This window comes from Actinocorallia libanotica (assembly GCF_039525175.1).
GTDB lineage: Bacteria > Actinomycetota > Actinomycetes > Streptosporangiales > Streptosporangiaceae > Actinocorallia > Actinocorallia libanotica.
The window spans coordinates 276499-298269 of sequence record NZ_BAAAHH010000003.1 but is presented as its reverse complement, the minus strand read 5'-3'; the positions used below and the strand labels follow the sequence as shown (position 1 = coordinate 298269).

Sequence of the window (21771 nt, the reverse complement as noted above, 5' to 3'; positions counted from 1 at the left end):
CTCACCCGCCGGTCGTCCCGGGACCGGGGTCCGACGGCTCCGGCTCCGCGGGACGGGTGGCCTGCTCGGACTGCTGGGGCCGGGTCTGCTCGGGCTCGGGGGCGGGCACCGTCGTCCCGCCGGCCGGCTCGTCCGGCCCCGCCGCCTCGGCCGGCTTCTCCGTCCCGGTGGCCGGGGCCTCCTCGGCCTCCGCGGTCGGGCTCTTCTCCGGCACCCGCACGCCGGGCGTCGCGGACGGCTTCCCGGTGGCGCCGTCCTCCGTGGCGCTCTCCTCGGGAGCCGGGGAGTCCGTCGGGGAGTCCGTCGGGGTGCCGGTGGGCGTGCCGCTCCGCGTCGGGGTGACGCCGCCGCTCGTGGCGGGGCCGCTCGTGGCGGGGCCGGTGGTCTGTCCGCTTGTGGACAGCGGAGGCTCGGAGCGGGCGGCGGGCGGGATCGGCACGGCGGCGCCGTCCCGGTCGCCGCCGGACCCCGCGGGGCGTTCGAAGGCGGTCTCGGTCTCGGAGTCGACCAGCGTCAGACTCTTCACCTCTTGCTCCGGAGTCGCGATCACCGTCACTTTCCCGCCACTGAACTGTGGCCATGAAGCGCCGCGGAAATCGCTGTTCTTCGGATCTATTTCCGCATCAGGAGGGGTCAGGGGATTACCGCAGTTGCATTTCACCACCGGAACCCCGTGCCGGTCGACCAGCACCGCGATCCCCGCCTGCAGCACGGCGGGGATCGCCGTGGCCGTCCCGTCCCGGTAGCCGTGGTTGGTGACCAGGGTGTCGACGCGCAGCACGGCGGGCGTCAGGTCCGCCACGAAGCCGGGGATCTCCGCGACGGTGATGCCCAGGACGCCCGACCACGCCCCGGCCTTCTCCCCTCCCGCCTGCAGGAACTCCACCAGCGCGTCCTTGTCGCAGGCCGCGGCCTTGCGGGTGCCGCCGTAGAGGCCGGGGGCGTCGCCCTTCACCTGGCCGCCCGCCTCGGCCCTGCGGTCCACCTGCTCGTCGTCGTCGGCGTTGGCCGCCAGGGTGTAGGGATCGGGGCCGGGGTCGCCGACCGCGAGCCTGGTAATGGTCTTTCCGGCCTCCCCGCAGGCCGTCGCGGACATCAGCAGCAGGAAGGCGAACAACGCCGTCCGCGCCCTCGTGATCCTCGCGCTCACATCGAGCCCCCGTCCGGGATTGGTGCTCCTCTCCCTTCTGATGTCTCATAGAGAAGAAAAGTGCACAATGACCGTGAGGTTTTCGATAGGGGGACCGCACGTGCTGCCGCTGGAACCCGAGGACCCCGACCGGATCGGCGACTACCCCCTCCTGGGCAGGCTCGGCGCGGGCGGCCAGGGCACCGTGTTCCTCGGCACGGGCCACGGCGGGCGCGTCGCCGTCAAACTGCTGCACGCCCGGCTCAGCCACGACCCGATCGCGCGGGCGCGGTTCGTCCGGGAGCTGACGACGATCGAGCGGATCGCCGGGTTCTGCACCGCCCGGGTCCACGCCGCCGACCTCGACGGCGACCGGCCCTACATCGTCAGCGAGTACGTGCCGGGCGCCTCCCTCCAGCAGGTCGTGCGCGAGCAGGGGCCGCGCGCGGACGGGGCGCTCATGCGGCTCGCCGTCGGCACCGCCACCGCGCTGACCGCGATCCACCAGGCCGGGGTGGTGCACCGGGACTTCAAGCCGCCGAACGTGCTCATGGGGCCCGACGGGCCGCGCGTCATCGACTTCGGGATCGCGCGGGCGCTGGACAACGTCGGGCACACCATGACGGGGCAGCTGGTGGGCACCCCCGCCTACATGGCGCCCGAGCAGTTCACCGAGCACGTGGTGGGGCCGGCCTCCGACCTCTTCGCCTGGGGCTCGACCATGGTGTTCGCCGCGACCGGGCGCGCCCCGTTCGGCGGCGGCGACCTGTACGCGATGCTCAACCGGATGCGCGCGGAGGACCCCGACGTGAGCGGGCTGCCCGAGGAGCTCGCCCGCCCCGTCCTGGCCTGCCTGGCCCGCGACCCGGCGGCCCGGCCCACCGCGGACGAGCTGCTGTGGCGGCTGCTGGGAGAGCGCCGCGAGATCAGGCTCGCGCGGCCGTTCCCGCCGGGCGGCGTCACCGTGGACGACCCGGTGACCCCGGTGGAGGCGCCGGTCACCGAGGTGGAGCACACCGAGGACCTGGGCGGCCTCGCCGAGCCCGCCGGGACGCGGGCGGGGCGCGGGCCGCTGCGCCGCACCGTGCCCCTCTTCCTGGGGCTGGCACTGGTGTTCCTGGCGTCGCTGCTCGACATGGCGTCCCTGTCGGTGCTCTCCAGCGGCTCCGTCACCGAGCTCCGCCAGCAGTGGGCGCTGGTGCTGTCCCTGGTCTACACCTCGCTGGCGGTCATCACGGTGTTCGGGGTCATCGCGGCCTGGCGGGGGTTCGCCTCCGGGGTCTGGACGATCATCGTGGTCCGGATCGTCCGGGTGGCGGTGTGGCTGGCCACGCTCGGGCAGGTGCCGCCGCGCACCGAGACCATCGTCCTGCAGGTGCTCTCCCCCGTGCTGGTGATCGGGCTGCTGCTCCTGGCGCTGGCGCGCGGGCGGGCCTCGGCCGGCCGCTAGGGGACGGCCGAGCGGGGCGCCGCGACCGTGGCCATGGCGGGCCGCGGGACGTGGGGCTCGCCGCAGTGCGGGCCGTCCTCCCGCAGGTGGCCGACCTCCAGGGTGGCGTGGGCGATCTCGTAGCGTTCGCGGAGCACCCGCCTCAGGTCGCGGCGCACGGTGTGGCAGTCGCCGTCCGGATCGACCAGGACGCGTGCCGACAGCGCCGGATACCCCGACGTCACCTCCCAGACGTGCAGGTCGTGCACCTCCATGACGCGGGGGCGGCCGGCCATCGCCCCGCCGATCTCGGCCGGGTCCAGGCCGGCGGGCGCGGCCTCCATGAGCACCCGGCCCGCGTCCCGCACCAGGCCCCAGCCCGCCTTCACCATGAGAACGGCGACGACCAGCGACGCGACCGCGTCGGCGCGGTGCCAGCCGGTGAACAGCACGACGCCGCCCGCAGCCGCGGTGGCCAGGAACGCCAGCAGGTCGTTCAGGACGTGCTGGTAGGCGCCCTCGACGTTGAGGCTGGAGCGGTCGGCGCGGCTCATCAGCCAGGTCGCGGCCAGGTTGACCGCCACGCCCGCCAGCGCGGTGCCCAGCACCACGCCGCCCTCGACCTCGGGCGGGTCCAGGAGGCGGCGCGCGCCCTCGTAGCCGAAGGAGAGCGACAGCAGCAGCAGGGTGAGGCCGTTGAGCTGCGCGGACAGGATCTCGGCGCGCTTGAGGCCGTAGGTGTAGCCGCCCCTGGGCGGCGCCGCGGCGATCCGCATCGCCAGCAGTGCCAGCGCGATCGCGACCGCGTCGGTGAGCAGGTGCGCGGCGTCCGTGAGCAGCGCCAGCGAACCGGAGAGCAGGCCCGCCGCCACCTCCACCACCATGAAACCGGCGATCAGGGCGAGTGCGGCGACCAGCGGGCGGCGGTCCGCGCCGTGCCTCCCGTGACGCCCCAGAACGTGCCCGTGTCCGTGCCCCGTACCCATCCGCTCCCCCTTCGGCGGGGCCAGGATAGACGGCCGCGGATTTTGTCGGGGGGCATCGCTAGATTCGATTATGTGAGCGAACGATCGGGCTTCCCCGGAGGGAGCAGAGGGCAGGGGCCGACGCCTGCGCCTGTCGCGTCGTCTCAGAACACCGCAGGTCAGGAGGTATCCACGGAGCTTCCGGCGGAAATCGCCGGAGCGGACGGCGTCGCCGACGAGAAGCGGCGGCGGGCGAGGGCGCGCACGGCGGAGCGGCGGGACCGCATGGTCGACGCGGGCGTCGCGGAGCTCGCGCGGTGGCTGCGCGACCAGGTGGCCCACGGCCTGGCCGGCGCCGAGCGCGCCCCGCACGCCCTGTGGGACGAGGCGGCGCGGCGGCTGGTGGACGCCCAGGGTCCGGCGCTGGCCGACCCGGTGCGGGAGCTGGCCGCCGTCCCCGGCACCGGCGAGCACTGGCCGTCCCGGCTGCTGGAGGAGTACGGGCTGCTGCACCTGCTCGTCCGCGCCCACGGGCGGCGGGAGGAGCTCCCGCCCGGCCTGCGCGCCACCGTCCGCACCCGGGTCGGCTTCACCGCCGCCCGGGAGGAGGTCCTGGCCGGGCCGCACGTCCGCGACGACTGGTACGTCCTGGGCGTCCGCGAGAGCGAACGCGACGGCCTGCGCACCCGGCGCACCTGGCTGCGCGGCCTGTCCACCGGCCGCCCCGCCCTCGTCCTGGCCTACGGCACGTCCTCCCGCCCCCTGGACCCCCTCGACCTCCGCCCCGGCACGGCCGTGGACGCCTCCCTGGCGTTCCACCCCGACGCCCCGCCCCTGCGGGCCGTCCCCGCCACGCTGCACGCCCCGCCCCGGACCGCGCCTCCCCCCGGCTCCACCGTCCTGGAACTCCTCGACGAGCACGCCGCCGCCCTCGCCCAGGACCCCTGGCTCGACCGCTGGCCCGCCGCCCTGTCCTCGGTGCGCCTGGCCCGCTCCGACGGCCTCCACCTCATCGACACCGCCGGCGACGCCCTCCCCCTGCGGACCCCCGCCCCCTGGCGCCTCCTGTCCTTCTCCGGCGGCGCCCCCCTGACCCTCGCCGGCGAATGGACGCCCTCCGGCCTCCGCCCCCTGTCCGCCTGGCACCCCACCGAAGGCCTGGTGACCCTCCCATGACCCCCACCACCCCGCCCCGTCGCCCCCGTCCCCGCCCCCTCCTCTTCTTCACCCGCCCCGGCCTCCGGCCCCTCGTCTCCGCGGGCCTCCGCGTCTCCGCCGCCTCCCCCGGGCACCGGGGGAGCCCTGACGCCGTGGCGCCGCGTCCGGGCCCCCCGGCCTCGTCCGCTGCGCCCTTGCGCCGGATGAGGACCGCCGGCACGCCGACGTCTCCGAGCACCCTGATCCGGCCCGCGAGCCCGGTGGAGAAGCCCGGCATCGACTGCGCACCGATCTGGCCGGGCACTCCGGCTCCCGCCGGACACGGGCGCCGGGCGGCCAGGACGGACGACGTACGGGTACGGCAGGACGCCCCGGCACCCGCAAGACGCGAGCGTCGGACAGCCGGAGTGGACGGCATGCCGGTGCTGCCGAACGGCTCGGCACCGCGTGCACGACGCGGGCGTTCGAACCCGGTGGAGGAGAGCCGGGCCGACGGCATGCGGGTACGGCCGGACGCTCCGGCGCCGGGTACGGAACGCGGACACCTGGCGGCCGACGCCTGGCATGTGCCGGAGCGGCCGGGCGGCCCGGTGCCTGGGGGACTCGGGTGGCGGGCGGACGGGAGCCCGGTGTGATGAGCGTGTGGGAGGAGCATGTGACGGCGGCGCTGCTGGGGACGCAGCGGAAGGCGGCGCCGGAGCTGGCGGAGGTGCCGCTGGCGGAGGAGGACGCGGCGGCGCGGCTGCTGGACCAGGCCGAGCAGCTGGCGGTGCTGCGGCGGGCCGGGCGCAGGCCGGGGAAGGTCGAGGCGGGGCTGGTCGGCGCGCCCGCACCGGCCGAGACGCTGCCGGTGGTGCCGCCGGCGGCCGGGCGGCGGCTGGAGCGGCTGCTCGGCGGCGACCGGCCGCGGCTGCTGCCCGAATGGCTGGGCGAGGCGGCGGCGCGCGGGTACCGGGTGCCGGCGCGCAGCCTGCCCGACCTGCTGGACAAGGGGCGCGGGGACCGCGCCGTCCGGCCGCTCATCGCGCGGACGGCGGGGCAGCGGGGGGCGTGGCTGGCGCTGCAGAACGCGGACTGGGCCTACCTGCTCACCGAGTCCGCGGCCTCCGTCGAGGCCGTCGCCGACTGGGCGGGCGGCACCCGGGCGCAGCGGGTCGCCTACCTGACGGCGCTGCGGCTGAGCGACCCGGACGCCGCGCGCGAGAAGCTCCTGGAGAGCTGGACGCGCGAGACCGCGCCCGACCGGGCGGCGTTCCTGGCCACCTTCGAGCACGGGCTGTCGGGGGCCGACGAGGAGTTCCTCGAACGCGCGCTGGACGACCGCGGCAAGGACGTCCGGCAGCACGCCGCCGACCTGCTCGCCCGGCTGCCCCGCTCGGCCTACGCCCGGCGCATGGCCGAGCGCGCCCAGGGGCTGCTGCGCCTGGAGAAGCGCACCGTGCGGGCCCGCAGGCGGACGCGGATCGTCGTGGCGCTCCCCGAGGAGCACGACGACGCGATGGCGCGCGACGGCATCCCGTTCCACCCGCCGGGCTCCTTCTCCCCCTCGGCGGCCCGGACGGGGGCGCGCACCGCCTGGCTGCGCGAGATCCTCGCCCGCACCCCGCTCGACAGCTGGACCGAGGCGTCCGGGCTCACCTCCGGCGAGCTGGTGGCGCTGCCCGTCGCCGACGACCTCGCCCACGACGTGCACCTGGGCTGGGCGCGTGCCGCGCTGCGCCAGGGCGCCGCGGACTGGGCGCGCTCGCTGCTCGGCGAAGGCGCGCTCGTCGAGGAGGCCGAGGCCCCGGCCGGGCTGCTGGAGCTGCTGCCCGAGGACGAGCAGGACGCCGCCGCGGCCGAGCTCGTCCGCGCCGCCGAGGACCAGGCGCACCTGCTGCGGCTGCTGTCCCGGCTGCCCCCGCCCTGGACGGGCCCGCTGGCCGAGGCCGTCCTGGCCCTGCTGGAGTCGGTGCTGCCGGACGCCGACGCCACCCGGTTCGTCTCCCAGCTGTGCCGGCTGGCCGACGAGCGGCTCACGCCCGAGGCCGCGCCCCGGCTGCAGGCACTGGCCGACCGGTACGGAAAGTGGCCTCTGGTAGAACTCGCCGAGACCCTCCGGTTCCGGCACGACATGCTGCAGGAGCTCGCTGGACATCCTTGACGGGGCTTTCGCCGCGAACCTGGCTATCTGCAACTGCTCGGCCGCTCACCCGCCGGTCGCACCGAGCAAGAGACCGAGGAGACGAACGATGACCGACGGCACGCCCGAGGCCGCCACCGGCGTCCTGCGCCCGCACGCCGAGCAGGAGTACGCCGACGAGCTCGCCCGGCTGGCCGAGCTGGACGAGCGGCCGCGCCCGCCCGGCTGGCGGCTGTCGCCGTGGGCGGTCACCACGTACCTGCTCGGCGGCGAGCTCCCCGACGGGACGGCCGTCACGCCCAAGTACATCGGCCCCCGCAGGCTGATCGAGGTCGCCGTCGCCACCCTGGCGACCGACCGCGCGCTGCTCCTGCTCGGCGTCCCCGGCACCGCCAAGACGTGGGTGTCGGAGCACCTGGCGGCGGCGGTCAGCGGCGACTCGACGCTGCTGGTGCAGGGCACCGCGGGCACCCCGGAGGAGGCGATCCGCTACGGCTGGGACTACGCGCGGCTGCTCGCCGAGGGCCCGACCGAGAAGGCGCTGGTGCCGGGCCCGCTGATGCGGGCGATGCGGCGCGGCGCGGTGGCGCGCGTCGAGGAGCTCACCCGCATCCCCTCGGACGTGCAGGACGCCCTCATCACGATCCTGTCGGAGAAGACCCTGCCGGTCCCCGAACTCGACACCGAGGTCCAGGCCCGCCGCGGCTTCACCGTGATCGCCACCGCCAACGACCGCGACCGCGGCGTCAACGAGCTGTCCAGCGCGCTGCGCCGCCGGTTCAACACCGTGGTCCTGCCCGTCCCCGCCTCCCTGGAGGACGAGGTCGAGATCGTCTCCCGCCGGGTCGCCCGGCTGGGCCGCGCCCTGGAGCTCCCCGCCCCCGCGGCGGGCCTGGAGGAGATCCGCCGGGTCGTCACCGTCCTGCGCGAACTGCGCGCGGGCCGCACCGAGGACGGCCGCACCCGGCTGAAGTCCCCCAGCGGCACCCTGAGCACCGCCGAGGCGATCTCCGTCGTCACCGGCGGCCTCGCCCTCGCCGCCCACTTCGGCGACGGCGTCCTGCGCCCCGCCGACCTCGCCGCCGGCCTGCACGGCACCGTCGTCTCCGACCCCGCCGCCGACCCCGTCGTCTGGCAGGAGTACCTGGAGACCGTCGCCCGCGACCGCCCCGGCTGGCGCGACTTCTACCGGGCCTGCCGCGAGATCCTCCCCTGACCCTCCCGCCTCACCCCGTCCGCCCCCGCTCACCCTCCGGAGGTCCGCTTGACCGTCGAGGTCTTCGGCATCCGCCACCACGGCCCCGGCTCGGCCCGCGCCCTGCGCCGCGCCCTGGAGGCCTACCGCCCCGACCTCGTCCTGATCGAGGGCCCTCCCGAAGCCGACCCCCTGCTCGCCCTGGCCGCCGACCCCGCCATGACCCCTCCGGTCGCCCTCCTCGCCTACACCCTCACCGATCCCCACCGCGCCGCCTTCTGGCCCTTCGCCTCCTTCACCCCCGAATGGACCGCCCTCCGCCACGCCCAGGCCCGCCGCGTCCCCGTCCGCTTCATCGACCTCCCCGCCGCCCACACCCTCGCCGCCCCGCCCGAGGCCCTCGCCACCGCGCCGACGGAGCGGGCCCGGGTGGATCCGCTGGGGGTGCTGGCGGAGGTCGCCGGGTATGCGGACGCGGAGCGGTGGTGGGACGACGTCGTCGAACTGCGGGGGCGGGGGGACGTGTTCGGGGTGGTCGCCGAGGCGATGGAGGCGCTGCGGGAGGAGGCGGGGCCGGGGGGGCCGGAGCGGGAGGAGCAGCGTGAGGCCTGGATGCGGCAGGCGGTGCGGCGGGGCGTCCGGGAGGGGTTCGAGCGGATCGCGGTGGTGTGCGGGGCGTGGCATGTGCCCGCGCTGCGGGCGAAGGTGCCGGCGTCGCGGGACGCCGCGACGTTGAAGGGGCTGCCGAAGGCCAAGGTGGCGATGACGTGGGTGCCGTGGACGCACGGGCGGCTGGCCCGGGAGTCGGGGTACGGGGCGGGGGTGCGGTCGCCGGGCTGGTACCGGCACCTGTTCGAGGCCGTCGACCGTCCGGTCGAGCGGTGGCTCACCGAGAGCGCGCGGCTGCTGCGGGAGGAGGGGCTGGCCGTCTCATCAGCGCACGTGATCGAGGCGGTGCGGCTGGCCGAGGCGCTCGCGGCGCTGCGCGGACGGCCGCTGGCGGGCCTCGACGAGCTCACCGAGGCGACCGTCGCGGTGCTGTGCGAGGGCGCGGAGCTGCCGCTGGAGCTGATCCGGCGCCGCATGGTGGTGGGCGAGGCGCTCGGATCCGTCCCCGAATCCACTCCGATGGTCCCGCTCCAGCGGGACCTGCTCGCCCAGCAGAAGCGGTTGCGCCTGAAGCCGTCCGCCGATCCCCGTGAGGACGCCCTCGACCTGCGCAGACCCGTCGACCTCGAACGCAGCCGCCTCCTGCACCGCCTGCGCGTGCTGGACGTCGCCTGGGGCACGCCCGCCGCGGACGTCTCCAGCCGGTCCCAGGGCACGTTCAAGGAGGTGTGGGCGCTCGTCTGGCACCCGGAGTTCGACGTCCGGCTGATCGAAGCGGGCGCCTGGGGGACCACCGTCCATGACGCCGCGACGACGCGGATCCAGGCGGAGGCCGCGGATGCGCCCGGTCTTCCCGAGCTGACCGCGCTGGCGGAACGCGCCCTGCTGGCCGGGCTGGACGAGGCGCTGCCCGCCGTCATGTCCGCGCTCGCCGACCGCGCCACCGCGGACGGCGACACCGTCCGCCTCATGGAGGCGCTCCCTCCGCTGGTCCGCGCGCTGCGCTACGGCGACGTCCGGGGCACCCCCACCGGCCCGCTGCGCACCGTCGTGGACGGCCTGGTCGTCCGCGTCTGCCTGGGCCTCCCCCGCGCCGCGGCCTCCCTGGACGACGACGCGGCCCGCGCCCTGCTGGAGCGGATCGGCACCGTCCACGAGACCCTCGCGCTCCTCGACGAGCCCCCGCACACCGCCCGCTGGCTGGACGCCCTGGCCGCCCTCATCGACGCGCCCGCCCCGCACGGCCTCCTGGAAGGCCGCCTCACCCGCCTCCTCCACGACGCGGGCCGCCTCCCCGACCTGCCCGCCCGCCTGTCCCGCGCCGCCTCCCCCGGCACCCCGCCCGCCCATACCGCCGCCTGGCTGGAGGGCCTCCTCGCCGGCAACGCCCTCCTGCTCATCCACGACGCCGCCCTCCTCGCCCTCCTCGACTCCTGGCACCCGGCCGTCCCCGCCGACGCCGTCACCGCCGCCGTCCCCCTCCTCCGCCGCACCTTCGCCACCCACACCCCGCCCGAGCGCCGCACCCTCGCCACCCGCCTCCACAACCTCACCGCCCCCGCCCCGCCCCCGCCCGAAGACCTCGACCCGGCCCGCGCCGCCCCCGCCATGGCCACCGTCCTCTCCTTCCTCCCCCTCCGCCCCGCCCCCGAGGAGAAGCCGTGAACGACGAGACCGCCCCGACCGCCCGGGACACCGCCCTCTCCCAGGACGCTCACGGAGACGATGCGAACGCAGGGGCGAGCACTGCCGGGACCGACGCGAACCCCGGAATGACCGCTGCCGGGACTGATGCGAATGTGGGAATGACCCCTGCCGGGACCGACGCGAACCCCGGAATGACCGCTGCCGGGACCGATGCGAACGCGGGAATGACCCCTGCCGGGACCGATGCGAACGCGGGAATGACCGCCGCCGGAGCCGACGCGAACCCCGGAATGACCGCTGCCGGAGCCGACGCGAACCCCGGAATGACCGCTGCCGGAGCCGGGGCGGCCGGTCCGGAGGGCGCGGGGGACGCCGCCGCGGCCGGTGCCGCGGGTGAGGTGGAGCGGAGGCGGCGGTGGCGGATGGTGCTCGGGGAGGGGGCCGGGACGGGGGTGGTGCCGCAGGGGGCGGACAAGAAGATGGACGCGGCGCTGGAGGCGCTGTACGGGGAGAAGGCGGGGAAGCGGCGGGGCGGGCTGCAGGAGTCGGCGCCGCAGGTGGCGCGGTGGCTGGGGGACATCAGGGAGTACTTTCCGGGGCCGGTGGTGCGGGTGCTGCAGCAGGACGCCATCGAGCGGCTGGATCTGGGGCGGTTGCTGCTGGAGCCGGAGATGCTCGAGGCGGTGGAGCCGGACGTGCACCTGGTGGGCGTGCTGCTGTCGCTGGGCTCCGTGCTGCCGGAGCGGGCGCGGGAGACGGCGCGCGCGGTGGTGCGGCAGGTCGTGCGGCAGGTGGAGGAACGGCTGGAGCAGCGGCTCCGGTCGGCGGTGCGGGGGGCGTTGGAGCGGTCGGCGCGGGAGCGGCGGCCCCGCCGGCAGGCGGACGTCGACTGGCGGCGCACGGTGCACGCCAACCTCCGCACCTACCTGCCGGAGCGGCGCACCGTGGTGCCCGAACGGCTCGTGGGCTTCGGCCGGGCGGCGCGGGGCGTCCGGCGGGACGTGATCCTGTGCGTGGACCAGAGCGGCTCCATGGCCCCGTCCGTGGTGTACGCGGGGATCCTCGGCGCCGCCCTCGCCTCGGTGCCGGCGCTGCGGACGTCGTTCGTCGCCTTCGACACCGCCGTGGCCGACCTGTCCGGCCGCCTCCACGACCCCGTCGAGGTCCTGTTCGGCACGCAGCTCGGCGGCGGCACCGACATCAACCGCGCCCTCGCCTACTGCCAGAGCCTCGTCTCCCGTCCCTCCGAGACCGTCGTCGTCCTCATCAGCGACCTGTACGAAGGCGGCCCGCGCGAGGAGATGCTGCGCCGCGCCGCCGCCCTCCACCGCTCCGGCGTCCGGCTGATCGCCCTGCTCGCCCTCTCCGACGACGGCGCCCCCGCCTACGACCACGAGAACGCCGCCGCCCTCACCGCCCTGGGCGTCCCCGTCTTCGCCTGCACCCCCGACCGCTTCCCCGATCTCATCGCCGCCGCCTTGGAAGGCGGGACAGGACGGGGAGGGGGCCTGGCTCCCTAGGATGGAGCCGTGCGCGCGGGGTGTCGGCCCGGGCGCGGCGGTGACTTCTGGACGGGATGGGCGCTCGATGCGTAGCAAGGCCGAACTGGAGGAGGCGATCCGGTCGGGAGGGCGGGCCGTCCTGATCGTCAACACCCGCTCGCGGCGGGGGAGGCGCTGCTACGCCCAGGCGCTGCGGCTGCTGCTCAGAGCGGGCATCGGGTTCGTGCAGCTGCATCCGGTGAACGATCCGTCGCGGCTGCCGGAGATCTTCGAGCGGACGCTGGAGCTGAAGCCCGACCTGGTCGTGGTCGGCGGCGGGGACGGCACGCTCAAGGAGGCGGTGCGGCACCTGGCGTACCGGGACGTGGCGCTGGGACTGCTGCCGCTGGGCACCACCAACAACTTCGCGCGCGGCCTGTGGCTGCCGCTGGACGTGCGGGGCGCGGTCGAGGTGATCGGCTCGGGCAAGGTCGCGGACGTCGACCTCGGGGAGTTCGACCCGCGGACCGGCGAGCCGCCGGAGACGTTCGCCAACATGGTCAGCCTCGGCCTTTCGGTGCAGGTCGCCCGCTCCGTGCCGCACCTGCTGAAGCGGTACCTGGGCCGCTTCTCCTACCTGCTCACCGCGCTGTGGAAGCTCCCCCGCAACCAGGCGTTCCGGGCCACCGTCGGCATCGGCGGCGTGGTCCACGAGGTGTCCACCCACCAGCTGAACATCGCCAACAGCAGCCACCACAGCGGCCGGGTCATCGCCAAGGACGCCAGTCCCGACGACCGGCTCCTCGCCGTCTACCAGCTCGGCGACGAGGCGCGCCTGCGGCTGATGTCGGCGACCGCCCGGCACGCCCTGACGGGCCGCTTCCGCACCCTCGCCGAGCCCTCCTTCCTCACCACCAACGCCGTCGAGATCGCCACCGACCCGCCCATGGCCGTGGACGTCGACGGCGAGCTCCGCGCCCGCACCCCCGTCAGCGTCCGCCTCCTCCCCAACGCCCTGCGCGTCCTGGTCCCCCGCGAGTTCCCCGACACCTGAGGCCGCCCCGCGCACCGGGCCCGCCGATCCGCCGGGGCGGCGGAGGTTCCGGTCGTCCCGGGCGGCAGGGGGCGCCGGGCTCTGGACGGGGCATGGCGGGCGCCACAGTATGGGTAAGTGGATACTTTTCGAGTGGCGATCGTCGGGGCGGGGTTCGGCGGGATCGGGCTGTCCATCCTGCTGAAGCGGCTGGGGATCAGCCATGTGCTGCTGGACAAGGGGCCCGGGATCGGCGGGACGTGGCGGGACAACACCTACCCGGGGGCCGCCTGCGATGTGCCGTCTCCGCTGTACTCCTTCTCCTTCGAGCGCAGGACCGACTGGAGCCGCCGGTTCGCCGGGCAGGCCGAGATCCTCGAGTACCTGCGCGGATGCGTGGAGCGGAACGGGCTCGAACCGCGGCTGGACACCGAGGTGCGCGCCGCGGCCTTCGAGGACGGCCGCTGGCGGCTGGAGACCTCCGGCGGGCCCGTCGTCGCGGACGTGCTCGTCGCCGCCTGCGGCCAGCTCAACCGGCCGGCGATCCCCCGGCTGCCGGGCCTGGAGTCCTTCGCGGGCACGATGTTCCACTCCGCCCGCTGGGACCACGGCCACGATCTCGCGGGGCGGAAGGTCGCCGTCGTCGGCACCGGGGCCAGCGCCATCCAGTTCGTCCCCCGGGTGGCCGCCCGAGCCGCCCGCCTGGACGTCTACCAGCGTTCGGCCGCCTGGCTCGTCCCCAAGCCCGACCGCCGCCACGGCCGGCTCTCCCTGCGGCTGCGCTCCGCGTTCCCCCTGCTCCAGGACCTGGACCGGCTGGTGACCTACCTGCTGCTGGAATCCCGCGCCCTCGGGTTCGTCCGCTACCCCGCCCTGCTCAAGACCATGGAGTACGCCTACCGCCGGCGCCTGCGCAGGGAGGTCGCCGACCCCGAACTGCGCCGCAAGCTGCTCCCCGACCACCCCCTCGGCTGCAAACGCGCGCTCCTCTCCGACGACTACCTGCCCGCCCTGCAGAGGCCGAACGTCGACCTCGTCACCGACCCCATCGCAGAGGTGCGGCACGACGGCGTCGTCACCGCCGACGGCACGTTCCGCGAGGCCGACACCCTCATCCTCGGCACGGGTTTCCGCGCGTCGGAGTTCCTCGCGCCGATGCGCGTCACCGGCCGCGACGGCCTCACCCTCGACAAGGCGTGGGCCGACGGCGCCGAGGCGCATCTCGGCATGACCGTCCACGGCTTCCCGAACATGTACGTGCTGTACGGCCCCAACACCAACCTGGGCCACAACAGCATCGTCTACATGCTGGAGAGCCAGTTCCGGTACATCCTCGGCTGCCTTCAGACGGGCGGCGTGCTGGAGGTGAAGAAGGAGACGCAGAACGCCTTCAACAAGGACCTCCAGGAACGCATGCGCAGGACCGTCTGGAACGCCGGCTGCGACAGCTGGTACCAGACGGAGGACGGCAAGCAGGTCACCAACTGGCCGGGGTTCACCTTCGCCTACCGCAGGGCCACCCGGCGTCCCGATCTCCGGGACTTCACCGTGGAGCCATAAGGTAGGCGTATGCCGACCGCACTCATCACCGGGGCGACGGCGGGCATCGGCGCCGCCTTCGCCCGCCGGATCGCCAAGGACGGGCTCGACCTGGTCCTCGTCGCGCGCAACGTGGAGAAGCTCAACGAGAAGGCCGAGACCCTACGGCGGGACTACGGCGTGTCCGTAGAGGTCCTCCCGGCCGACCTCGCCGAGGACGACGGCATCGCCGCCGTGGAGGAACGGCTGCGCCAAGGCGTCGACCTTCTGGTGAACAACGCGGGCTTCGGCAACCAGGGGACCTTCCTCGAAGTCCCCGTCGAGGCGGAGCTGCGCATGCTGAAGGTGCACTGCGAAGCCGTCCTCCGCCTGACGTACGCGGCGCTTCCCGGGATGCGCGAACGGCACAGGGGCGGCATCATCAACGTCGCCTCCGTCGCCGCGTTCCTCACCCGGGGGACGTACGGCGCGTCCAAGGCGTGGGTCGTGAGCTTCAGCCAGTCCATCGCCCACGAAGTGAAGGACCCGAACGTCAAGGTGATGGCGCTGTGCCCCGGCTTCGTGCACACCGAGTTCCACGAGCGCGCGAAGATGGACACCTCGGGCATCCCCGAGGTGCTGTGGCTCGACGCCGACGACGTGGCCGAGGCGGCTCTCAAGGACCTGAAGAAGGGCGTGCGGGTCTCCGTTCCCAGCCCCCAGTACAAGGCGGTCGTCGGCCTCAGCAAATTCGTGCCGCGCAATCTCGTCGGAAAGGTCTCCTCGCGGACCGGAAGACGGTACGACTGATCTTCATGCGCTTCACCACCCCCCTCATCGCTCTTCTCGCCCTGCCCCTGGTGCTGTCCGCGACCCCGGCGTCCGCCGTCGCGGGCGGCACCACGGTCAAGGCCACCTCCTACCCCTGGCTGGGCGCCCTGCACTCCCAGGCGGGCTTCTTCCGCTCCGGCGGCCACTTCTGCAGCGGCGTTCTGGTGCGCGCCGACAAGGTGCTGACGGTCGCGCGCTGCGCCCGCCAGTTCAAGTTCACGCCCGGCCGCCTGGAGGTCACGTTCGGCCGTACGGACGTCAAGAAGAAGAACGGCACGACGTACCGCGTCAAGAAGATCTGGGTCCACCCCGGCCACCGGCTGGCCGACCTCGACGGCCTGGAGGTCCCGCGCAACGATCTCGCGGTCCTCACCCTCGCCAAGAAGGTCAAGAAGACCAAGCCGGTCAAGCTGGGAGACGTCACCGGTACGCGAGGGTTCGTCCTCGGCTGGGGCGCCACCGGCGAGACCGCGCTCCGCAACACCCGGCTCCGCAGGGCCCCGGTCCCCCTCGTCGACGAGAACGCCTGCCGCGCGGCCTACGGGAACGTCCTGGACTCCGGCATGACGTGCGCGGGTTCGAACGACGCCGCGGCCTGCCGGTACGACGAGGGCGGCCCGCTGGTCGTCCGGGTCAAGGCCGGTTCCCGCATGGAGGACCGGGTGGCGGGGCTGGCCTCCTGGGCGCGGGGATGCGCCCGCGCGGGGAGCCCGGGTGTCTACACCGATGTCTCCGCGTTCCGGGACATCCTCAAGAAACGGCTTTGAGCGCCCAGTCGGTAGAATCCAGGACGTGTCCCAGCCGAAGTTCGAAGTCCAGATGCTGCACGACCGGGTGATGATCAAGCCCGACAAGGAAGCCGAGCGCACCAGCAGCGGCGGCATCGTCATCCCCGCCACCTCCGACACCTCCAACCAGCTGGCCTGGGGCGAGGTCTGCGGCACCGGGCACCATGTGCGGACGGTCAAGGTCGGCGACCGCGTGCTCTTCCACCCCGACGAGCAGCTCGAGGTGGAGCTGCAGGGCGCCACCTACCTGGTGATGCGGGAGCGCGATCTCCACGCGGTCGCCAACGAGCGCCCCGAGCACGGCACCGGTCTCTACCTCTGACACGAAGGGGGCCGGACGCGAAGGCGTCCGGCCCCCCTTCCACGCGTTCGCTCAGGCGGGACGCGGGATGGACTTGTACTCCAGGTAGGCCTCCAGGCCCTCGGGGCCGAGCTCGCGGCCGAGGCCGGAGTTCTTGAAGCCGCCGAACGGGGTGTTGGGGTCGATGCTGTAGAGGTTGACGCCGCAGCTGCCGGTGCGCACGCGGCGCGCAACCTCGATGCCGTGCTCGACGTCGGCGGTCCACACCGAGCCGCCCAGGCCGTAGTCGCTGTCGTTGGCGATGCGGATCGCGTCCTCCTCGTCCTCGTACGGCAGGAGCGCCAGGACGGGGCCGAAGATCTCCTCGCGGGCGATGCGCATGTCGTTGGTGACGTTGCCGAAGACGGTGGGGGCGACGTACCAGCCGCGGTCGTGCGGCCGGTCGAGGCCGCCGACGAGCAGCTTGGCGCCCTCGTCCTGGCCGATGCGGATGTAGTCCTCCACCCGCTCCTGCTGGCGGCGGGCCACCAGCGGGCCGACCTCGGTGGCGAAGTCGGCCGGGTCGCCCACGGCCAGCCCGCCGACCATGGCCGCCAGCGCGTCGGCGACCTCGTCGTAGCGGCTGCGCGGCGCCAGGATGCGGGTCTGCGCGGCGCAGGCCTGGCCGTTGTTCATCAGCGAGGCGAGCTTGAAGCCCTCGATGGTGGTGGCGAGGTCGGCGTCCTCGAGGATGATCGCGGCGGACTTGCCGCCCAGCTCCAGGGTGCAGCGCTTGAGCTGGCGCCCGCACACCTCGCCGATCTGGCGGCCGGCCAGGGTGGAGCCGGTGAAGGAGACCTTGTCGACGCCGGGGTGGGCCACCAGGTGGGCGCCGACCTCGCGCCCGGCGGGCACGAAGTTGACCACGCCGTCGGGGATGCCGGCCTCCTTGACCCACTCGGCGAGCAGGTAGGCGTCCAGCGGGGTCTCCGGGGAGGGCTTGGCCACCACGGTGCAGCCGGCGAGCAGGGCGGGGGCGAGCTTGAGCAGCAGCGTGAACTGGGGGACGTTCCACGGGTAGATCGCCGCCACGACGCCGACCGGCTCCTTGGTGACGGTCACCGGGCCCTGCATGCCCTGCCGCTCCTCCTCCCAGGTGTAGGAGGAGGCGAGGTCGACGTAGTACTGCAGCACCATCTGCGGGATCGCGGACTGGGCGAACGCCGCGAACAGCGCGGGCGAGCCCATCTCCGCCACCACGAGGTCGGCCATCTGCTGGGTGTTGGCGGCGTAGATCGCCGACAGGCGGCCCAGCGCCTCGCCGCGCTCGGCGGGGGTCATCCGGGGCCACGGCCCGTGGTCGAAGGCCTGGCGCGCGGCGGCCACCGCCCGGTCGATGTCGGCGTTCGTGCCCTCGGGCACCCGTCCGATGACCTCTTCGGTGTGCGGGGAGACGACGTCGATCGTGCCCGTGCCCGCGGGCTCGACCCATTCTCCGCCGATGAAGAAGCGGCTGTACTCCTGCAAGGGTTCCTCCAACCAGGGGTGGGCGTCGGGAAGCATCGACCAAATGTTTGCTAGGTCGTTCCGTCAGCATCTCACGCGTGTCCTGATTGTCTCCAAGGTCGTCTCCCTTGTCGATACATGGGCCTAGACCGGAGTCTCAATCCAGCAGGTGCCTGTTCGGCTCCTTGGCGCGTTCGGCCAGCTCCGGCAGCTCCACGATCTCCGCCCCGGCCGCCTCCAGCGTCTCCACGCCGTCGCCCTCGACGAACAGGACGGGCTCGCGCCAGGCGAAGACCACCCGCCGGATCCCCCGCTCCAGGATCAGCCGGGCGCACGGCTTGGGCCGCGACAGCCTGCGGGCGCACGGCTCCAGCGAGCTGTAGACCGTCGCGCCGGCCAGATCCCGCCCCGCGAGCTTGGCCAGCGCCGCCTCCTCGGCGTGCACCTTCTCGTCCGTCTCCCGGGAGTGGCCCCGGGCCAGCTCGCGGCCCCGGGCGTCCACGACGACCGCCCCGACGGAGAAGGCGGTGTCCGACGGGGGGCACCGCCGCGCCAGGTCGCAGGCCAGCGCCAGCCAGTGCAGGTCGTCGTGTGCTCGGTCGGTGCTCACAGGTGTCCCATCGTGTAGCGCAGCAGTGCCACCTCGCCGATCTTGCGCACCTCGGCCAGCCGCATCGGATGCCGCGGGCTCTGCGGGAAGAGGCCGGGGTGGGTGAAGCGCGGCGCGCCCGGGTCGCCGATGAGGAACGGGGCGACCACCAGCTGCAGCTCGTCGGCGAGCCCCGCGGTGAGGAAGGCCGTGTGGACCGCGCCGCCGCCCTCGACCATGAGCCGCCGCACGCCCCGCGCGGCCAGGTCGGCCAGCAGGACGGCCAGGTCGACGCTCTCGCCCAGGTCCACGACGGTGGCGACGCCGCCCAGCCGGGCGGCGAGCTCCTCCGCGGCGCCCCCGGTGGTGTAGACGAGCTTGGGCGCGGTCCCCGTGGTGAAGAACCGCGACCCCGGGTCCAGGTCGCCGCCGCCGGTCACGGTGACCTTGACCAGGTCCTCGGGCAGGCCGCGGGAGACCCGCTCGGTCCGCCGGGACACCGACTTGATCAGCAGCGAGGGGTCGTCGTTGCGGACGGTGCCCGCCCCCACCATGATCGCGTCCACCGTGGCCCGCACGGCGTCCACCCGGTCCAGGTCCGCCGCGTTCGACAGCGTCAGCCGCTCGTCGGTCAGGTCGTCGATATAACCGTCCACCGACATGGCGCAGCTGAGCAGGACATAAGGGCGATCACTCACGGGCCCAGCGTACGGCTCCGCCGACCGCGCCGCCCCGTCAGGCGGTCGGGAAGGAGAAGAACCGGACCAGTTCCACCCGGGAGCGCACGCCCAGCCTGGCGAAGACGTTGCGCAGGTGGTGCTCGACGGTGCGGGGGCTGAGCGTCAGGCGCGCGGCGATCTCCCTGTTGGTGGCTCCTTCCGCGGCCAGGCGGGCGATCTGCTCCTGCTGGGCGGTCAGTTCCGCGGCGGGTTCGGGGTGCCGGGCCCCGATGCTGCTCACTCCCGACGCGCGCAGCTCGGCACGGGCTCTCGTGGCCCATCCGGACGCCTCGTAGTGCCGGAAGGTGTGCAGGGCGCGGCGCAGATGGGCGCGTGCGTCACTGGGGCGCCGCGCCCTTCTCAGCCATGCGCCGTACAGCAGCTGGGTGCGGGCCAGTTCGAACGGGGAGCCTCCCAGTCGGTGCAGCGCCAAAGCGGTGGTGAACTTCTCCTCCGCGACCTCGTCCTTCTCGGCCAGCAGCGCGTGGCAACGCCGGGACAAGGCCAGGCGTGCGGGGTTGGCGGTGGTCTCCGCCCACTGGTCGAAGAGGTTCAGGGCACCGGAGGCGGCTTCGTGCCTGCCCGACTGCACCGCCGCCTCCACGTACAGCGGAGTCGACATCACCCGTACGACCGGGTGGACGGTCATGACTTCCAGACGTGCCGCGGCCTCTCCCGGACGGTCTTCGAGCAGGTCGAGCGTGGCGCGGGCCCAGGAGACGTACGCTTCGGGACGGCTGAGGCCGCGTGTGGAGGCCGTCTGGAGCACCTGGGAGATGTGGCGCTCGGCGGTCTCCCGGTCCCCGCGCAGGGCCGAGAGCAGCGCGAGCAGGGTCAGGTGGTCGGCGGCCACGTTGCCTTGGCCCACCGTTCTCGCCAATGCCAGGCCCTCCATGGAGCGGGCCGTCGCCTCGGCGAACCGCCCGCGCCACACATCCGCTTGGGCGAGCAGGTGAAGAGCGGTGGGTTTCAGCGGGGAATGGCAGCCGTGGGCGGTGCGCACCGCACGGCTCGCGAGTTCGCGTGCAGCGGTGTCGTCGCCCAGCAGCATCGCTGCCGTGGCGGCCCAGATGTGGTCGAGACAGCTGACGGGAAGGGTGAGCAGCTTCCGCAGCGGCGGCGTGAAATCGATGTTCGCGAAGGCTGCGGAGGTTCCCTCGAAGTGCAGGGCGAGGAGCTCCGGGCCGGGTACGTCCTTCGCCTGGGATGCCAGCTCCAGATAGGCGAAGATGTCTCCGGCCAGGAAAGTGGCTTCCCCCGCGTTGATCAGGGCCTCCAGGCGGCGTTCGGAGGGCAGGCGTTCAGCCGCGGTTTGGAAGAGGGCGCGGGCACGTCCGGGTATACCGCCGAACAGCTCGATCTTGCCCAGCAGGAATTCGGCCTCTCCTGGCGGGACCGCCGGGTGTGCCTGGGCACGGCGGATCAGGTTCCGAGCCCGTACCGGGTCCCCGGAACGCCAGAAGGCTCCGGCCGCGCCGAGAAGGTCCGCAGGGTCTCCGGAGAGTTCCGCGGCGCGCAGCCACAGGCGCGTGGCCTCCGTGGAGTCGGTGTCCAAAGCCGCCGCGCGGAGATAGGCGGCGTCGCTGGGACGGCTGGTGACGGCCGTACGGTGCCAGATGCGGCGGGCGCTCTGGTCCGGACGGTCGAGTACGTCCGCCAGGAGACGGTGTGCGGTCTGTCTTTCGGCCAGTGGGGCGTCGGCGTACAGGACGCTGCGGATGAGGAGGCTGGGGACCGTTACGTGGTCTCCGTCGACGGTGAGCAGGCCCAGAGCGCGGGCGGGCTCCAGTTCTGCGAGGTCCAGCCCGGCCAAGGCGGCCGTGCGGGCGAGCGTGACGGTGTCCAGGTGCTCGTCCACCACGGCCATCAGCAGCAGAAGGCGGGCGGTTTCCGAGAGGCGGAAGAAGCGTCTGCGGTAGATGGCCCGCAGTTCGCTGCCGCCGGGAAGAGTGGCCGGAGGCGGCTCCGTGCCGGCGAGTTGCGCCGGAGTGAGGGCTTGTCCCAGCTCCAGGAGCGCACGGGGATTGCCTCCCGCCAGTTCCACCAGGATCGATTCCAGGTCCTCGGCGAGGTCTTCGACGCACTCGCTCAGGACCCGGCGGCTCGTCTCGTCGTCCAGGGGCTGCAGGGACAGGGACGGGATCGCGGCGAGGCGGTCGCGTTCGGGCGTGAGGATGTGTTCGTTGTGCGCGGCGAACAAAATGAGGATCGGCGAGCCCTCCACCCTGCGCGCGATGTAGGCGAGCGCTTCCAGGGATTCGGGGTCGAGCCAGTGCGCGTCGTCCGCAACGCACAGGAGCGGACGGTCCTCGGCCAGTGCGGTGAAGGAGCGCCGCACGTCGCGCAGGTCGTCCGGGACGGCGGGCAGGATCCGGCCCAGACCCGCGCGGGGAAGCCGCGCCTCCGCGCGGACGCCCGGGACGCCGAGTACCCGGAAATCGGCGCCCGCCCGGCGCACCGCCCAGCTCAGGAGGGTGCTGCGGCCGAGTCCCGGACCGCTCCGGACGGCGAGCGCCCCGCCGTGCCCGTTCCTGGCCTCGGCCACCAGTTCGGCCAGCAGATCCAGTTCCCGATCGCGTCCATGGACGGTCATCGCGCACCTCCCGGAGCCGGCGCTCACTACAACACGGGCCGTCCGGCCGGTCCAGGGTCCGCGGGCGGCACGATGCGGCCGCACATCCCCGATGGGCGCCTTTGTGCTCTTGCACAAGAAGCGTCCATACCGATCCGGTGTCGGTGGGGCGCCGGAGAAGCCGTACGACGGAAATTGTC

At 74.0% G+C, this 21771-nt stretch carries 17 protein-coding genes; 11 read left to right on the top strand and 6 right to left on the bottom strand.

All coding sequences use genetic code 11. From position 1 onward, the window contains the following. Window position 1: 1 nt before the first annotated feature. On the bottom strand, window positions 2-1150 hold the full coding sequence (locus ABD140_RS06600; protein ID WP_344237823.1) for a DUF6777 domain-containing protein: 1149 nt from the start codon (window positions 1148-1150) through the stop codon (window positions 2-4). Window positions 1151-1217: 67 nt separating this feature from the next. Between ABD140_RS06600 and ABD140_RS06595 the strand changes: the two genes are divergently transcribed. Next, window positions 1218-2579, top strand: coding sequence for a serine/threonine-protein kinase (locus ABD140_RS06595; RefSeq protein ID WP_344237821.1), 1362 nt, complete (start codon window positions 1218-1220; stop codon window positions 2577-2579). Here ABD140_RS06595 and ABD140_RS06590 read toward each other — a convergent pair. Beyond that, on the bottom strand, window positions 2576-3544 hold the full coding sequence (locus tag ABD140_RS06590; protein WP_344237819.1) for a cation diffusion facilitator family transporter: 969 nt from the start codon (window positions 3542-3544) through the stop codon (window positions 2576-2578). The two genes, ABD140_RS06595 and ABD140_RS06590, sit on opposite strands and share 4 nt — an antisense overlap. 72 nt (window positions 3545-3616) lie before the next feature. Between ABD140_RS06590 and ABD140_RS06585 the strand changes: the two genes are divergently transcribed. From ABD140_RS06585 to ABD140_RS06540, 10 genes are all read left to right on the top strand, one after another. After that, on the top strand, window positions 3617-4699 hold the full coding sequence (locus tag ABD140_RS06585) for an SWIM zinc finger family protein (protein WP_344237817.1): 1083 nt from the start codon (window positions 3617-3619) through the stop codon (window positions 4697-4699). Between the two features lie 616 nt (window positions 4700-5315). Then, a complete protein-coding gene (locus ABD140_RS06580) occupies window positions 5316-6824 on the top strand; it encodes a DUF5691 domain-containing protein (RefSeq protein ID WP_344237815.1) in 1509 nt (502 codons plus the stop codon). An 88-nt stretch (window positions 6825-6912) separates the two neighbouring features. Then, window positions 6913-8019 carry an ATP-binding protein gene (locus ABD140_RS06575; protein WP_344237813.1) on the top strand — a complete coding sequence of 369 codons (1107 nt, stop codon included), beginning with the start codon at window positions 6913-6915 and terminating at the stop codon, window positions 8017-8019. Between the two features lie 48 nt (window positions 8020-8067). Next, window positions 8068-10272, top strand: a complete 2205-nt coding sequence (locus ABD140_RS06570) for a DUF5682 family protein (RefSeq protein ID WP_344237811.1) — start codon at window positions 8068-8070, stop codon at window positions 10270-10272. Between the two features lie 404 nt (window positions 10273-10676). Beyond that, on the top strand, window positions 10677-11774 hold the full coding sequence (locus ABD140_RS06565) for a VWA domain-containing protein (protein WP_344237924.1): 1098 nt from the start codon (window positions 10677-10679) through the stop codon (window positions 11772-11774). A gap of 67 nt (window positions 11775-11841) precedes the next feature. Further along, window positions 11842-12789, top strand: coding sequence for a diacylglycerol/lipid kinase family protein (locus ABD140_RS06560; RefSeq protein WP_344237809.1), 948 nt, complete (start codon window positions 11842-11844; stop codon window positions 12787-12789). A 117-nt stretch (window positions 12790-12906) separates the two neighbouring features. Continuing rightward, on the top strand, window positions 12907-14328 hold the full coding sequence (locus tag ABD140_RS06555; protein ID WP_344237807.1) for a flavin-containing monooxygenase: 1422 nt from the start codon (window positions 12907-12909) through the stop codon (window positions 14326-14328). 9 nt (window positions 14329-14337) lie between these two features. Then, complete coding sequence (locus ABD140_RS06550; RefSeq protein ID WP_344237805.1) at window positions 14338-15096, top strand: SDR family NAD(P)-dependent oxidoreductase; 759 nt, start codon at window positions 14338-14340, stop codon at window positions 15094-15096. A 5-nt stretch (window positions 15097-15101) separates the two neighbouring features. Further along, complete coding sequence (locus tag ABD140_RS06545; protein WP_344237803.1) at window positions 15102-15884, top strand: S1 family peptidase; 783 nt, start codon at window positions 15102-15104, stop codon at window positions 15882-15884. Between the two features lie 25 nt (window positions 15885-15909). Then, window positions 15910-16227: a GroES family chaperonin gene (locus ABD140_RS06540; RefSeq protein WP_344237801.1), complete on the top strand. Its 318-nt coding sequence runs from the start codon at window positions 15910-15912 to the stop codon at window positions 16225-16227. A 51-nt stretch (window positions 16228-16278) separates the two neighbouring features. On the opposite strand, the gene ABD140_RS06535 is transcribed toward ABD140_RS06540, so the two are convergent. The 4 genes from ABD140_RS06535 to ABD140_RS06520 all read right to left on the bottom strand — a co-directional run bounded on the left by ABD140_RS06535 (window position 16279) and on the right by ABD140_RS06520 (window position 21592). Beyond that, window positions 16279-17712 (bottom strand): aldehyde dehydrogenase, encoded by a 1434-nt coding sequence (locus ABD140_RS06535; RefSeq protein WP_344237799.1) that lies wholly within the window; start codon window positions 17710-17712, stop codon window positions 16279-16281. 136 nt (window positions 17713-17848) lie between these two features. Next, a complete protein-coding gene (locus ABD140_RS06530) occupies window positions 17849-18301 on the bottom strand; it encodes a cytidine/deoxycytidylate deaminase family protein (protein WP_344237798.1) in 453 nt (150 codons plus the stop codon). Continuing rightward, window positions 18298-18978: a RibD family protein gene (locus tag ABD140_RS06525; protein WP_344237796.1), complete on the bottom strand. Its 681-nt coding sequence runs from the start codon at window positions 18976-18978 to the stop codon at window positions 18298-18300. The genes ABD140_RS06530 and ABD140_RS06525 overlap by 4 nt, the downstream gene beginning before the upstream one ends. A gap of 37 nt (window positions 18979-19015) precedes the next feature. Then, window positions 19016-21592 (bottom strand): LuxR C-terminal-related transcriptional regulator, encoded by a 2577-nt coding sequence (locus tag ABD140_RS06520; RefSeq protein WP_344237794.1) that lies wholly within the window; start codon window positions 21590-21592, stop codon window positions 19016-19018. Window positions 21593-21771: the final 179 nt, after the last annotated feature.